Source organism: Ruegeria atlantica (assembly GCF_001458195.1).
In the GTDB taxonomy this organism is placed as follows: domain Bacteria; phylum Pseudomonadota; class Alphaproteobacteria; order Rhodobacterales; family Rhodobacteraceae; genus Ruegeria; species Ruegeria atlantica.
Genome location: NZ_CYPU01000071.1, coordinates 110,123 through 122,584 on the forward strand (window position 1 = coordinate 110,123; position 12,462 = coordinate 122,584).

Genomic DNA, 12,462 nt, shown 5'->3' on the forward strand with positions numbered 1-12,462 from the left:
TCGTGGGGGCTTTTTCATTGCCGTACGTTCAAGAATCCTTGCAGATCGTTCACACAGCTGGACGAACGCGCGGCCGCGTCTATCTTAATCCAATGTTGGATCTGCTTAGCGATGTTCTCACCCGCCTGTCCTTGAAGGGCACATTCTACTTTCGAACCTCGTTTTCACCGCCCTTCGGTATACAGGTGCCAACCTATCAAAATGTAGCCAGATTTCACTTTGTACAGCGCGGAGAGCTGAAAGTATTCGTCTCTAACACAGGGCAAACCCTGCGATTGAAGCAAGGCGACCTGATCGTGATCCCGCACGGATCCGCCCATGCTCTACTGTGCAATGAGGTTCAACCGCTGGATGCCCTGCCGCTTGAACACGTATTGGAAGAGGCCGGGTACAAGGGCGACGGGGTTCTGATTTATGGCGGCGAAGACAAAAGCCGCGATACGCAATTGATCTGCGGTCACTTCTCTTTCACCGGACCTCCGGGACGACAGGGAACCGGGCATATGCTGATTGACCGGCTTCCCCCATACATCCTGATCGAAAACTATGGCGAGGAAGCCGGGGCCTGGATCGAAGCCACCCTGCGTATGATCGGGTCCGAGATCAACGGCGCGCGGATCGGTGGTGACCTCATAGCGTTGAAACTGTCCGAGGTCCTGTTTGCGCAGGCCATTCGGGCCCATCTTGAACATCAAAGCCCCAGCGAAACCGCGCTTGCCGGGTTCGCCGATTCCCGCATTTCGCGTGCATTGACTGCGCTTCACCATTCGCCCGCGCAAGAGTGGAGCGTCGAGTCTCTGGCACGTGAGGCCGGAATGTCTCGCACTGCGTTCGCACAGCTATTCGCAGACAAGATGGGGACAACGCCCATGCAGTATCTGACCGATTGGCGGATGCAGATTGCGTGTCACGGATTGACTGAGGCCCGCTGGAACGTGGCCGATGCCGCGGCCGAGGTCGGCTATGCCTCGGAAGCCGCCTTTTCGCGGGTGTTCAAAAAGCAGGTTGGCGTATCGCCAGCCGCCTATCGATCAATGCACTGATCGAATTGAAACTCTGGACGATCTGCAACGTTTCACGAACGATCCGGAATTAAACGTTCGGAGTTTCTTTCCTAGTTTGAGGTCATCCCATATCAGGAAAGGAACTCTCATGTCTCTCAGCTTTGTCACCCGCAATATTCACGCCTATCTGGACTACCCTGTTGCCTTTGCGCTGATGGGGCTGCCCTTTTTGCTTGGACTGGGGCAATCCAACCCGATGGCGTTGTGGCTGACGGTGTTGACGGATCACCATTTGGGGATCTGGCGCGTTCTTCCCTACAACTTTCACTTGGCGGTCGATCTTCTGGTCGGTGTCGTTTTCCTGGCTGCGCCCAGCCTGTTTGGGTTTTCGGGCCTGGATGCAATTTTCTACTGGCTGAACGGGGCTGCGGTGGTCGCCGTCATCTCGCTTAGCGCACCAGAGCAGGGTGTTACGGTCTGAACCTGACGCACCTTGGGTTCACCACAACAAGGTGAATTCTCAAAAAACCAGAGCCGCTTGTCCAGCCGACAAGCGGCTTGCTGATCTGTTTGTTCGCGCCGTGTATCAGCATATATGAGCCTAAAAAGGGAGATTTCAGGAAATTGGTATTCTCAAAACGCCTGAAGTAACTCCGTTCCAAGCCGATCAACTTCGGGGTTACTCTGGAAGTGTTATTTTGATCTTGCAAATTCCGACAAAAATAATCAGATAAAGATCAAAGCCAGATGTGCTAGCATCCAGCACTGGGTTTCGAGGCGGTCTGCGGGCTTAGCGTATAGCCTGGTGAGAGCGCGCCACCGCCTCGGAAACGACACGCGCAACAGGAAATGACGATGGGTGACCCACTTGATGAAATCATGGCACGGCACGAAGCCGCCACCGCTTGCGGATGTTGCTGTGACGACGACTATTGCGCCTATGTCGACAAACCCAAGGCAGCCCAAGTCGACAGGGCAGAACAACCGTTGCCGGACAGCGCCGCCAGCCGACGCGGATCGGTCAGGTATCTCAACGAAAATCCGCCTGCGTAACAGCCCCTGAGGAGGGCTGTTTGGGCTCTGATGTTTAGAAGTCCACGCCGCGCTGGGCTTTGATTCCGGCCTGAAACGGGTGCTTTTCCTCAGTCATTTCGGTGACCAAATCGGCATAGTCACGCAACGCCTGCGGTGCGTCCCGACCCGTCAGAAAAACACTGGTCTTGTCAGACCGTTCTTTCAGCCCATCGATCACCTGTTCAACCGACAGGTATTCGTACCGAAGCGCGATGTTGATCTCGTCCAGTACGATCAGATTGTATTCGCCGCTGGACATGAGGGCGCGCGCCTTGTCAAAGGCGGCGTTTGCGGCGGCAATGTCGCGCTCACGATCCTGAGTGTCCCAGGTGAAACCTTCGCCCATCGTGTGCCATGTCACCAGATCGCGTTCTTCGAAAAAGCGACGTTCGCCGGTTTTCCACTTGCCTTTGATGAATTGAACAACGCCGACCTTCTGACCCCAACCCAGCGCACGGATCACGACCCCGAACGCGGCCGAGGACTTACCCTTACCCTTGCCAGTGTTGATAAGTACCAGCCCGCGGTCCGGATCAACTGCCTCAGACACTTTCTTACGGTGCTGGGCCTGCACCTTTTGCATCTTTTCCTTGTGATCCTGTGCGTCGCTCATGGGAAACCCTCATCTTGTGTTGGGCACACCCTAGGGGAAGTTCTGCAAAGGTAAAGGTCAGGCTTTGGGATCGGTGACGGCGCGAGCCTTTCCGCGCTCCAAGCCCAGTTGATGTTCGCGCCAGATCACCACGACGTTACCGACAATCACCAGCGCCGCTCCGGCCAGCATGACCAGCGTTGGCAGTTCACTGAACCAGACATAGCCAATGACGATGGCAAACAGCATCGAGGTGTAATCATAGGGCGCCAGCATCGAAGCCTGCCCAAACCGATAGGACGAAGTCACCAGAATCTGCGCCACTCCTCCGATCAGACCAGCCAGAATCAAAAAGCCTGCCTGTTCCCATGTGGGCATGACCCACCCCCAAAAGACGGTCAGCCCGGACAGGATGGTCGCCGTCATCGAGAAATAGAAGACAATGGCCGCAGGATGGTCGACCTGCACCAACTGCCGGATGTGGATCTGCACAAAGGCCCGGGCAACGGTCGCACCCAGAATACACAATGCGCCGAAGGTGGCAGCAGCTTCCATGTTGTTGCCACCCAGTCTGGGCCAGATCATGATCAGGACACCCAAAAGCCCGATGGACACAGCCGCGATTCTGATCTTACGGATACGTTCGCCTAACATCACCGCGGCAAGGATCAGGGTGAAAATCGGTGTGGCATAGCCAATCGCCGTCGCTTCGGGCAGCGGGATCACGCCAAGGCCGGTAAATGTAAGCCCCATCGCCGTGGTGCCCAACACGCCGCGCCAGAAATGACCCGAAGGTTTGCGGGCTTTGAACCCTTGCGCCAATTCTCCGCGCGCCATCAGCCAGATGACAATCACCGGAATGGCAAAAAGGGACCGGAAAAACACCATCTCGCCAGGTGGGAAGTGATCAGACTGCGCTTTGACAATCGCCGCCATGACCGTGAACAAAAACACCGCGCTCGTTTTCAGAGCGACGGCCAGCAAAGGTCGAGGCGATGTTAAGGGTTTTGCCATCGGCGCGAACCTGCGCTTTTGGCGGGGAAAGATCAACGCGTCGTTTACAGATTCGTCCAATCGGTCGGCAGTGGGCTGCCGATCTCTTGCGCGAACTCTTCCAGAAAGCGGATCATGCGTGTGATTCTGCGCTGCGCGATCTCTTTGCCACCCTCGGTCAGCATATCGCCAGGAAGGCCCAGTAGTTTGACCTTCCAGTGGTCGATTGAAAAATGCAGGTCGTCCAGCGAGCGGTTGGCAGCAAAGGGATCTGCCGGATCATAAAGCGACCGTCCCAAAGCACCGGAGACTGAGAAATTCCGGGCAACTCCAATCGCACCCAGTGCGTCCAGCCTGTCGGCATCGCGCAGAATGCAGGCTTCGGGCGTTTCCGGAGTGATGTTGGCCGAAAAACTATGTGCCTCGATAGCATGTTTGATTGCGTGGACCTGACCTGCAGAATAGCCTAAGTTTACCAAAATAGACTCTGAATCTTCGGCCGATCGGCGCGATGCCAAATGGCGGTCTGGGTCGTCCTTGGACAAATTTACCAGATCATGCAGATAAGCCGCGGCCAGCAGCACCGGCATGTCAGTCTGGTCGTTTGCAATGGCCTGCGCGTTTACCCAGACCCGGTCCAGATGGGCCAGATCATGCGCCGGGTCGGTTTCCATAAGCTGCGCAACGACGGCCCGCAGGCGCGTGCGCAGATCAGCCGATCCGTCCACGGTTCTCTCCGATCTGGCCGCGATGCAGCAGCAGGTGGTCGAGGATCACGCAGGCCATCATCGCCTCACCCACCGGAACGGCGCGGATGCCTACGCAGGGGTCATGACGGCCTTTGGTGATGATCTCGGTCTCTTCGCCTGATTTGGTGATGGTTTTGCGTGTGGTCAGAATGGATGAGGTAGGCTTGACAGCAAACCGCACAACAACGTCTTGTCCAGTCGAGATACCGCCCAAGATACCGCCCGCGTGGTTTGAGCTGTATTGCGGGCCGTTCTGGCCCATGAAAATCTCGTCCGCATTGGCCTCGCCCGTCAGTTCTGCTGCAGCCATGCCCTCGCCGATCTCGACACCTTTGACGGCGTTGATGGACATCATCGCAGCGGCCAAATCAGTGTCTAACTTGGCGTAAACCGGCGCACCGATGCCTGCTGGGACGCCACGGGCCACAACCTCGACAATCGCGCCAACCGAGTTCCCGGATTTGCGCAATTCGTCCAGGTAGTTCGCCCAGTCTTCGGCGGCTTGTGCGTCCGGGGTCCAGAACGGGTTCTGTTCGATCTGGGACCAGTCGAAATTGCCCCGGTCAATCTTGTGCGGGCCGATCTGGGTCATGTATCCGGCAATCTGCACATTGGGCGCGATTTGCCTAATTGCTTCACGGGCCAGTCCGCCCGCTGCCACACGCGACGCAGTTTCCCGGGCCGAGCTGCGCCCGCCGCCGCGATAATCGCGGATGCCGTACTTCTGCCAGTAGGTGATATCAGCGTGCCCGGGACGGAACTTATCCATGATATCACCGTAGTCTTTCGAGCGCTGATCTGTGTTCTCGATCATCAGCTGCACCGGTGTGCCCGTGGTTTGCCCTTCGAACACGCCCGACAGGATTTTGACCTGATCTGGTTCGCGCCGCTGGGTGGTGAACTTGTTCTGACCCGGTTTGCGCTTGTCCAGCGATTGCTGAATCATCGCCTCGTCGATTGTAACACCCGGAGGGCAGCCATCGATGGTCGCACCCAATGCAGGCCCGTGGCTTTCACCCCAGGTGGTGACGCGGAAAATGTGGCCAAAACTGTTCATCGACATGGGGCATGCTCCTTTGCGCGTAGTGATTAGCGGGCAAGGCCCTTGGCCTCAAGCGGATTTGCGGTTGGGGCAGGGGAACTCCAACCAGCTGTGCCTATGCGGCTCGGGTCAACGACGCACGGGTTTGGGTGATCTTCAGGGCCGCCTGCGCAGCCTCGCGACCCTTTTCGACAAAATGCGCGCGGTAGATGGCATTGTGGTGATCGGTTTCCTGATACTGGTGCGGCGTCAGCGAGACTGACAGTACCGGAACACCGGTGTCCATACTGGCGCGCATCAGCCCATCGACTACGGCTTGCGCGACGAAATCGTGCCGGTATATGCCGCCATCCACGACAAACGCCGCGCAGGCGACCGCGGCATAGCGCCCGGTTTGGGCCAGATCGCGGGCCAGCAGCGGCATTTCGAATGCGCCGGGGACGTCGAAAACGTCAACCTGTTCGGCGGGGACAAGCTCCAAAAACCCTTCGAGAGCCTGGTCAACGATATCGGAATGCCAGTTGGCTTTCACAAAAGCATAGCGGGTGTGTGTCATAATGATCTCCTTTCGCAACAGACACGTCACCCAAGGCGATCACGGGCAGGCGCAAGCCAGGGCCGACGCGCTGCACGTTCTCTTTCATCCGGACTATGACCGTCGGCTCTGGCATCTCACCAGATCTGCTGACACCCCGCACACCGGGGCCGCTCGCGGGCTTACGGGTCATCGCCCGCATACCGCCGGTGGGGAATTTCGCCCCGCCCTGAGAACAGCCGGACCTTGCCAATGTACGAAGAGTTCTGCAAGAGATTTTGCAGGAGGATAGCCATGCACCCCAATCCAGCCTTCCGCGCAGAACAGACCGAGCGCCACGTTACCTTTGCGCGTGACCGCGCGTTCGGGGTTCTTGCGGTGTCGACGGATGAAGCGCCGTTGATTAGCCACGTGCCGTTTCTGCTGTCTGAGGATGGCGCGCTGGCCGAGCTGCATCTTGTCAGATCCAACCCGATCGTCCGCATGCTGAAAGAGCCTAAACCGGCGAGAATCGCCGTCACTGGACCAGACGGATATGTATCTCCGGATTGGTACGGGATCGCCGATCAGGTTCCGACATGGAACTATGTCGCTGTGCATCTGATCGGTCAGTTAGAACAGCGGCCGCAAGAAGAGTTGCTGAACCTGTTGGATCGCCAGTCCGCCTTTTATGAGGCACGCTTGCTGCCCAAACCGCCTTGGACTACCGGCAAGATGAGCAAGGACGCGTTGGATAAGATGATGCGCATGATCGTGCCGTTTCAGTTTCGCATTGACGACATTCAAGGCACCTGGAAGCTAAACCAGAACAAGCCCGATGCAGCCCGCCTGAGCGCGTCAGAACATATCGCAAACGACGGGATCGGGTCCGAGCTTGATGCTCTGCTAAAGTTGATGAGAGGGTGAGGTTGGCGCACCAATTGATGGGTTTTGTTTTGCATTGGGTGATGTAGAGTTCCGGCAATTCAGGGAGATCTCTTATGAAACTCTATTTCAGTCCCACTTCGCCCTATGTCCGTAAGGTTATGGTTTTGTTGCATGAAACAGACCAGTTGCAGGATGTCGAACTGCTGAACGTTTCGACAACGCCAATGTCCCCGGCCGAGCCGCTATTGGCCAAGGCTCCGCTGACAAAGGTGCCCGCGTTAGAGCGCCCAAATGGACCGACCCTGTTCGACAGCCGTGTTATCTGTGCGTTTCTGGACGCGCGCGGGCAGGCCGGTCTTTATAAGGACGGTGCCCGGCATTGGGATGTGCTGACGCTTGAGGCGCTGGCGGATGGTATTCTGGATGCGGCGTTGCTGATCACCTATGAGGCTCGAATGCGGCCCGAAGACAAGCAATGGGAGGGCTGGGCTGATGCGCAATGGGACAAGATAGAACGCGCTTGCGCCGCGTTGAACCAGCGGTGGATGGCGCATCTGTCCGGACCGTTGGATATGGGGCAGGTCGCAGTGGCCTGCGCGCTGGGCTACGTCGATTTCCGCCACGATGCGCGCGGGTGGCGCAAGGGAAATGACGCGCTGGCTGCTTGGTACGAGAAGTTCGCCGAGCGTCCCAGCATGGTCGCAACGCAACCGCCGGCCTGATCGGGGATCAATGCGCTGGTCGCTCTGACGGCAGAACGACCAGCGACAGACATCATTCGTTGAACGTCGCCAGATAGGCCGCGATGTCATCGCCGCCCTTTTTCAGTTTAACGCTCATGTTTGGGCGCGCGGTTTCGTCATCCAGATATTCCTGGATAAATGCGATCGGGTTATTGGAATACGTGGCGATATTCTCTTGTGTCCAGACCAGCCCTTTCTGACCGGCGCGGATTATGTCGTCGGTGAACATTCCGATGGGCAAACGTTCGCTTCCGTTCAGGTAATCTGACTCGGTTCCTGCGACGCGACCGACGACGCCGTAAAGATTCGGGCCAGTGATGCCGCCTTTGACCAGAACTTGGCCATCTTTGATGATTGCGTGGCAAGAAGAGCAGCGATTGTAGAGTTTTTCGCCTTTCGCCGGATCACCGGGCGCTATCGCCTGAAAGGACACGGTCAGTGCGAGGATCATGGTTGGTGCAAAGAGCTTTGATATGAGAGAAGTCCTGCAGAGATTGGGATTTCCCGCATTTCGATCATTTGCGTCTAAAGTTCAATCGAAATCAAACATGACTAAGCCTTTGTAAAATATATATTTTTAACTCAGATTTTCTACACCTATATGCCCTGCAGAAGCGGCGCGTCTTGCTATGTCGGGTGTCACCGTGAATTCGAGCTTAAGTCAAAGGTATCGGTACATATAGGTCGTCGCGTGACGGGATTTTCCGTGCGGGTCGAATGCGAAATCGGGGATGACACCTGCCGGTTTGAACCCGACAGACCTGTAAAGGGATTCCGAGACGTCTCCGGTGCGCGTGTCTAGTGTGATGAGTGTCTTCCCGGCTTCTTGTGCGGATTTCAGGGCCTCTTGCATCAGGGCCTTGCCCAAACCGCGACGCCTGGCATCAGGGTGAACGATCATCTTCGAGATTTCTGCCCGGTGGGGCTGATTTGGGGGCATGGCAAGCAACAGCTGGACCGAACCGATCATGCGACGCTGATAATATGCGCCAAACAAGTGCCGCTCGCCTGTTTCGATGGCGGGTTTGACGTCATCCGTCCAGAACCGCGCGGCGCTGTCATGGTCGAGCGGCATCATGAAGCTGATCGCGGCACCATCGGCAACGCTGTCAACAAGCGTGCGGCATAGATCTGTCAGATTGTTGTCGATATCCGTCGGGGTAAGGCGGAAGACGTTGGGTGTCTGAACGGTCATGACAATGCGATCACGTAAGTGCAGGGACTATGGGTCGTTTCAAATACGGTTTCGCCAAATAAAATATACCGCAGGCAATCCCCTTGCCGAAGGTCATAAGCTTTCCTCTCGACCGTGATTTCGATCTGCCCGGACAAGACATACAGGTGATGCTCTTGCCCAGGAACTGCGGGTGCATCATAGGCGATGCGCTGCCGCGCGGTCAGGGTTCCTTCGATCAATTCAACCGAAAGGTGCCCACTGGGCGGCGAAACGCTGCGACGTTGAAACGCGCGCCCACGATCCGTCCAGAACGGCTGGTCGTGCCGCCGGACGATCGGTTGGAAACATTGCTCCAACGGGGTAAGTAGCTGAGAGATCGGTACTGCATAAACCGTTGCCAGACGGCTTAGCGTCTCGGCGGTCGGGCTGACTTCGTTTTTCTCGATCCGCGACAGGGTGGCGCGACTTAGACCGGTTCTTCCAGCCAAAGTATCGAGGGTCATGCCGTGCTGCTCTCGCAATCCACGCAAATGCGTGGCCAGTTTGTCAGAGATGGCTTCCATGGAATTTCTCATATACGGAAATATTCCCGAATATGACGAAAAGTTCAAGATGGGCGGATCGGCATTCTGTAAAACCTTTTGGGGCTGGGTCGGTTCTGCACCGTTCTACCCCGCCGAAGCGAATCGAATCACATTTGGAAAAGCCGGAGGACCGGAGTGTTTTTGCCAAAAAACAGGTCCGTATCTTGAAACTTTCGCCCCTCGTTGTGACATGAATGCCCTGTTGTGGCGCACTGCGCGCCTATGACCGCTGGACGAACCGAATTCTCCCGGATAGATAGCCGCGATGAGACGCCGCTTTGATGCGGTGCTGATGCATGTTTGCTCGGGTTACCCCCGGGCGCCGGAATCGGAGAAAACCTCGTGTCCCACGCAGAAGACCACGAAGGCACCCGCAGAGATTTCCTCTACTACGTCGCAGGCGGCGCAGGTGTCGTCGCGACGGGTGCAGCCGTATGGCCCCTGATCAATCAAATGAACCCATCGGCAGACGTTCAGGCGCTGTCCTCGATCCGCGTGGATGTGAGCGGCGTTGAGCCAGGTACGCAGCTGACCGTGAAATGGCTAGGTAAACCTGTGTTTGTCCGCCACCGCACAGGTGCCGAAATTCAAGAAGCGCAGGAACAGGACGCCGAAGGCGTTGACGCGCTGCCTGATCCGCTGGCCCGCAACTTCAACCTGAACGCGGATGCTCCGGCAACCGATGCCAACCGCGTGATGCCGTCGCCCGAGGGCGAAGCGCCGGGCGCGTGGATTGTTCAGATGGGCGTATGTACACACCTTGGCTGTGTGCCGCTGGGCGATGCCGGCGACTTTGGCGGCTGGTTTTGTCCCTGCCACGGATCGCACTATGATCTGGCCGGACGTATTCGCAAAGGCCCCGCACCTGAAAACCTGCCCGTTCCGCCCGCAGAGTGGACGGACGCCAGCACCATCAAACTCGGCTAAGGGAGACCCAAACTTATGTCCGGAATTCCCCACGATCATTACGAGCCGAAGACAAACGGCGAGAAGTGGCTAAACAGCCGCCTGCCCATCGTCGGTCTGTTATATGACACCCTCATGATCCCAACACCAAAGAACCTGAACTGGATGTGGATCTGGGGCATCGTTCTTACGTTCTGTCTCGCGTTGCAGATTGTCACCGGTATCGTTCTGGTGATGCACTACACCCCGCATGTCGATCTGGCCTTCGCCAGCATTGAACATATCATGCGCAACGTGAATGGCGGCTATATGCTGCGCTACATTCACATGAACGGCGCGTCGCTGTTCTTTGTTGCGGTTTACATCCACATCTTCCGTGGCCTGTTCTACGGCTCATACAAAGCCCCGCGTGAGATCACGTGGATCATCGGTATGCTTATCTATCTGATGATGATGGGCACTGCCTTCATGGGCTATGTTCTGCCTTGGGGTCAGATGTCCTTCTGGGGTGCGACCGTTATCACCGGCCTGTTTGGCGCGATCCCGTTTGTAGGTGAGGCGATCCAGACCTGGCTGCTGGGCGGGCCCGCGGTGGACAATGCCACGCTGAACCGCTTCTTCTCGCTGCACTATCTGCTGCCGTTTGTTATCGCGGCTCTGGTCATCGTGCATATCTGGGCCTTCCACACCACCGGCAACAACAACCCCACAGGTGTTGAAGTTCGCCGCACGTCGAAAGCCGATGCCGAGAAAGACACCCTGCCATTCTGGCCGTACTTCGTGATCAAGGACCTGTTCGCGCTGGCCGTGATCCTGGTCGTGTTCTGGGCCATCGTCGGCTACATGCCGAACTATCTGGGCCACCCGGACAACTACATCGAAGCCAACCCGCTGGTCACGCCTGCACACATCGTGCCCGAATGGTACTTCCTGCCGTTCTACGCGATCTTGCGCGCCTTTACCGGTGAAGTCTGGGTTGTACAATTTGTCAGCTTTATCACCGGTGGCATCGTTGACGCCAAGTTCTTTGGTGTGATTGCGATGTTCGGTGCGATCCTGGCAATGGCGCTGGCGCCCTGGCTGGACACGTCGACCGTGCGTTCGGGCAAATACCGCCCGATGTTCAAATGGTGGTTCTACCTGCTGATCATCGACTTCTTTGCCCTGATGTGGCTGGGTGCGATGCCCGCGGAAGAGCCCTATGCGACCTTCTCGCTGATCGCGTCCGCCTACTGGTTCGCCTATTTCTTCGTGATCCTGCCGATCCTGGGTGTCATCGAAAAACCGCTGCCACAGCCAGAGACCATCGAAGAAGACTTCAACGCGCATTATGGCAAGGCTGACGCTGACGCCACGCCGGCCGAGTAAGAAGAGGGACCGGAAACATGTTCAAGAAACTTGCAATCGGTGCCGCGTTTGCTTTGGCCCTTACCCCTGCTGCGTCCTTCGCAGCAGGTGGTGGCGAGCAGCACATCGAAGACTTCCACTTCTCGTTTGAAGGCCCCTTTGGCACCTGGGATCAAAACCAGCTGCAGCGTGGCCTTCAGATCTATACCGAGGTCTGCGCAGCCTGCCACGGCCTGCGCTATGTACCTCTGCGTGATCTCGAAGCGCTGGGCTATTCGGAAGAAGAAGTCATCGCCTACTCGGCAGACAACTTCGAAGTGTTCGATCCCGAGCTGGACGATTTCCGTCCGGCCATACCGACCGACCACTTCCCGGTCAATGACGGTGTTGGCGCACCGGACCTGAGCCTGATGGCCAAGGCCCGCGCCGGTTTCCACGGGCCTTATGGTCTGGGCATCAACCAGTTATTCAAAGGCATGGGTGGCGCGGAATACATCGCCTCGCTGCTGGACGGCTATACCGGTGAAGAAAAAGAAGAGGCAGGCACCATCCTGTATGAGAACAAAGCCTTCCCCGGAGGCTGGATCTCGATGGCGCCGCCGCTGTCCGAAGATCAAGTCGAGTTCACCGATGGTCACCCCGCCACGGTTGAAGCCATGTCCGAAGACATCGCGGCCTTCCTGATGTGGACGGCCGAGCCGAAGATGATGGAGCGCAAATACTCGGGCTTCGTCGGCGTGCTGTTCCTGTCGGTGTTGTCGGTGCTTCTGTACCTTGTCAACAAGCGCCTGTGGGCAGGTGTGAAAGGCAAGAAACAAGGCTGAGTTTCACAGCCCCGGAATGTTTGAA

Annotated in this window: 17 protein-coding genes and 1 riboswitch; of the genes, 9 read left to right on the plus strand and 8 right to left on the minus strand. The window is 57.1% G+C overall.

What is annotated here, in order from left to right:
• Window positions 1-92: 92 nt before the first annotated feature.
• The 3 genes from RUA4292_RS19750 to RUA4292_RS19760 all read left to right on the plus strand — a co-directional run bounded on the left by RUA4292_RS19750 (window position 93) and on the right by RUA4292_RS19760 (window position 2,057).
• Window positions 93-1,043, plus strand: coding sequence for an AraC family transcriptional regulator (locus RUA4292_RS19750; protein ID WP_058279355.1), 951 nt, complete (start codon window positions 93-95; stop codon window positions 1,041-1,043).
• A gap of 109 nt (window positions 1,044-1,152) precedes the next feature.
• Window positions 1,153-1,485: a hypothetical protein gene (locus tag RUA4292_RS19755; RefSeq protein ID WP_058279143.1), complete on the plus strand. Its 333-nt coding sequence runs from the start codon at window positions 1,153-1,155 to the stop codon at window positions 1,483-1,485.
• Window positions 1,486-1,859: 374 nt separating this feature from the next.
• Complete coding sequence (locus RUA4292_RS19760; protein WP_058279144.1) at window positions 1,860-2,057, plus strand: hypothetical protein; 198 nt, start codon at window positions 1,860-1,862, stop codon at window positions 2,055-2,057.
• A 34-nt stretch (window positions 2,058-2,091) separates the two neighbouring features.
• Here RUA4292_RS19760 and cobO read toward each other — a convergent pair whose 3' ends face one another.
• The 5 genes from cobO to RUA4292_RS19785 all read right to left on the minus strand — a co-directional run bounded on the left by cobO (window position 2,092) and on the right by RUA4292_RS19785 (window position 6,010).
• Window positions 2,092-2,691: a cob(I)yrinic acid a,c-diamide adenosyltransferase gene (gene cobO / locus RUA4292_RS19765; protein ID WP_058279145.1), complete on the minus strand. Its 600-nt coding sequence runs from the start codon at window positions 2,689-2,691 to the stop codon at window positions 2,092-2,094.
• A gap of 57 nt (window positions 2,692-2,748) precedes the next feature.
• Complete coding sequence (locus RUA4292_RS19770; protein ID WP_058279356.1) at window positions 2,749-3,684, minus strand: DMT family transporter; 936 nt, start codon at window positions 3,682-3,684, stop codon at window positions 2,749-2,751.
• Between the two features lie 44 nt (window positions 3,685-3,728).
• Complete coding sequence (locus RUA4292_RS19775) at window positions 3,729-4,391, minus strand: HD domain-containing protein (protein ID WP_058279146.1); 663 nt, start codon at window positions 4,389-4,391, stop codon at window positions 3,729-3,731.
• Window positions 4,375-5,475, minus strand: a complete 1,101-nt coding sequence (aroC, locus tag RUA4292_RS19780; protein ID WP_058279147.1) for a chorismate synthase — start codon at window positions 5,473-5,475, stop codon at window positions 4,375-4,377. The genes RUA4292_RS19775 and aroC overlap by 17 nt, the downstream gene beginning before the upstream one ends.
• Before the next feature lie 94 nt (window positions 5,476-5,569).
• Window positions 5,570-6,010, minus strand: coding sequence for a 6,7-dimethyl-8-ribityllumazine synthase (locus RUA4292_RS19785; protein WP_058272775.1), 441 nt, complete (start codon window positions 6,008-6,010; stop codon window positions 5,570-5,572).
• Between the two features lie 72 nt (window positions 6,011-6,082).
• Window positions 6,083-6,230, minus strand: a riboswitch (FMN riboswitch).
• Between the two features lie 53 nt (window positions 6,231-6,283).
• Here RUA4292_RS19785 and RUA4292_RS19790 point away from each other — a divergent pair.
• Both RUA4292_RS19790 and RUA4292_RS19795 read left to right on the plus strand, forming a co-directional pair.
• Entirely contained in the window at window positions 6,284-6,895 is a 612-nt protein-coding gene (locus RUA4292_RS19790) for an FMN-binding negative transcriptional regulator (RefSeq protein WP_058279148.1), read from the plus strand.
• A 74-nt stretch (window positions 6,896-6,969) separates the two neighbouring features.
• Window positions 6,970-7,578 carry a glutathione S-transferase gene (locus RUA4292_RS19795; protein WP_058279149.1) on the plus strand — a complete coding sequence of 203 codons (609 nt, stop codon included), beginning with the start codon at window positions 6,970-6,972 and terminating at the stop codon, window positions 7,576-7,578.
• 52 nt (window positions 7,579-7,630) lie between these two features.
• Here RUA4292_RS19795 and RUA4292_RS19800 read toward each other — a convergent pair whose 3' ends face one another.
• From RUA4292_RS19800 to RUA4292_RS19810, 3 genes are all read right to left on the minus strand, one after another.
• A complete protein-coding gene (locus RUA4292_RS19800; protein ID WP_058279150.1) occupies window positions 7,631-8,050 on the minus strand; it encodes a c-type cytochrome in 420 nt (139 codons plus the stop codon).
• A 210-nt stretch (window positions 8,051-8,260) separates the two neighbouring features.
• A complete protein-coding gene (locus RUA4292_RS19805) occupies window positions 8,261-8,794 on the minus strand; it encodes a GNAT family N-acetyltransferase (RefSeq protein WP_058279151.1) in 534 nt (177 codons plus the stop codon).
• Window positions 8,791-9,339 carry a helix-turn-helix domain-containing protein gene (locus RUA4292_RS19810; RefSeq protein WP_058279152.1) on the minus strand — a complete coding sequence of 183 codons (549 nt, stop codon included), beginning with the start codon at window positions 9,337-9,339 and terminating at the stop codon, window positions 8,791-8,793. The genes RUA4292_RS19805 and RUA4292_RS19810 overlap by 4 nt, the downstream gene beginning before the upstream one ends.
• On the opposite strand from RUA4292_RS19810, the gene RUA4292_RS19815 reads away from it, so the two are divergent.
• The 4 genes from RUA4292_RS19815 to RUA4292_RS19830 all read left to right on the plus strand — a co-directional run bounded on the left by RUA4292_RS19815 (window position 9,338) and on the right by RUA4292_RS19830 (window position 12,437).
• Window positions 9,338-9,586, plus strand: coding sequence for a hypothetical protein (locus tag RUA4292_RS19815; RefSeq protein ID WP_058279153.1), 249 nt, complete (start codon window positions 9,338-9,340; stop codon window positions 9,584-9,586). The genes RUA4292_RS19810 and RUA4292_RS19815 overlap by 2 nt on opposite strands.
• 116 nt (window positions 9,587-9,702) lie before the next feature.
• Window positions 9,703-10,287 (plus strand): ubiquinol-cytochrome c reductase iron-sulfur subunit, encoded by a 585-nt coding sequence (gene petA, locus RUA4292_RS19820; protein WP_058279154.1) that lies wholly within the window; start codon window positions 9,703-9,705, stop codon window positions 10,285-10,287.
• A 15-nt stretch (window positions 10,288-10,302) separates the two neighbouring features.
• A complete protein-coding gene (gene petB, locus RUA4292_RS19825; protein ID WP_058279155.1) occupies window positions 10,303-11,634 on the plus strand; it encodes a cytochrome b in 1,332 nt (443 codons plus the stop codon).
• Window positions 11,635-11,651: 17 nt separating this feature from the next.
• Window positions 11,652-12,437, plus strand: a complete 786-nt coding sequence (locus RUA4292_RS19830; RefSeq protein WP_058279156.1) for a cytochrome c1 — start codon at window positions 11,652-11,654, stop codon at window positions 12,435-12,437.
• Window positions 12,438-12,462: the final 25 nt, after the last annotated feature.

Excerpts from the sequence above, each read along its gene's own strand:
- RUA4292_RS19750 (WP_058279355.1), top strand. The coding sequence starts at position 93 with ATGTTGGATCTGCTTAGCGATGTTCTCACCCGCCTGTCCTTGAAGGGC.
- RUA4292_RS19755 (WP_058279143.1), top strand. The coding sequence starts at position 1,153 with ATGTCTCTCAGCTTTGTCACCCGCAATATTCACGCCTATCTGGACTAC.
- RUA4292_RS19760 (WP_058279144.1), top strand. The coding sequence starts at position 1,860 with ATGGGTGACCCACTTGATGAAATCATGGCACGGCACGAAGCCGCCACC.
- cobO (WP_058279145.1), bottom strand. The coding sequence starts at position 2,691 with ATGAGCGACGCACAGGATCACAAGGAAAAGATGCAAAAGGTGCAGGCC.
- RUA4292_RS19770 (WP_058279356.1), bottom strand. The coding sequence starts at position 3,684 with ATGGCAAAACCCTTAACATCGCCTCGACCTTTGCTGGCCGTCGCTCTG.
- aroC (WP_058279147.1), bottom strand. The coding sequence starts at position 5,475 with ATGTCGATGAACAGTTTTGGCCACATTTTCCGCGTCACCACCTGGGGT.
- RUA4292_RS19785 (WP_058272775.1), bottom strand. The coding sequence starts at position 6,010 with ATGACACACACCCGCTATGCTTTTGTGAAAGCCAACTGGCATTCCGAT.
- RUA4292_RS19790 (WP_058279148.1), top strand. The coding sequence starts at position 6,284 with ATGCACCCCAATCCAGCCTTCCGCGCAGAACAGACCGAGCGCCACGTT.
- RUA4292_RS19795 (WP_058279149.1), top strand. The coding sequence starts at position 6,970 with ATGAAACTCTATTTCAGTCCCACTTCGCCCTATGTCCGTAAGGTTATG.
- RUA4292_RS19800 (WP_058279150.1), bottom strand. The coding sequence starts at position 8,050 with ATGATCCTCGCACTGACCGTGTCCTTTCAGGCGATAGCGCCCGGTGAT.
- RUA4292_RS19805 (WP_058279151.1), bottom strand. The coding sequence starts at position 8,794 with ATGACCGTTCAGACACCCAACGTCTTCCGCCTTACCCCGACGGATATC.
- RUA4292_RS19815 (WP_058279153.1), top strand. The coding sequence starts at position 9,338 with ATGGAATTTCTCATATACGGAAATATTCCCGAATATGACGAAAAGTTC.
- RUA4292_RS19810 (WP_058279152.1), bottom strand. The coding sequence starts at position 9,339 with ATGGAAGCCATCTCTGACAAACTGGCCACGCATTTGCGTGGATTGCGA.
- petB (WP_058279155.1), top strand. The coding sequence starts at position 10,303 with ATGTCCGGAATTCCCCACGATCATTACGAGCCGAAGACAAACGGCGAG.
- RUA4292_RS19830 (WP_058279156.1), top strand. The coding sequence starts at position 11,652 with ATGTTCAAGAAACTTGCAATCGGTGCCGCGTTTGCTTTGGCCCTTACC.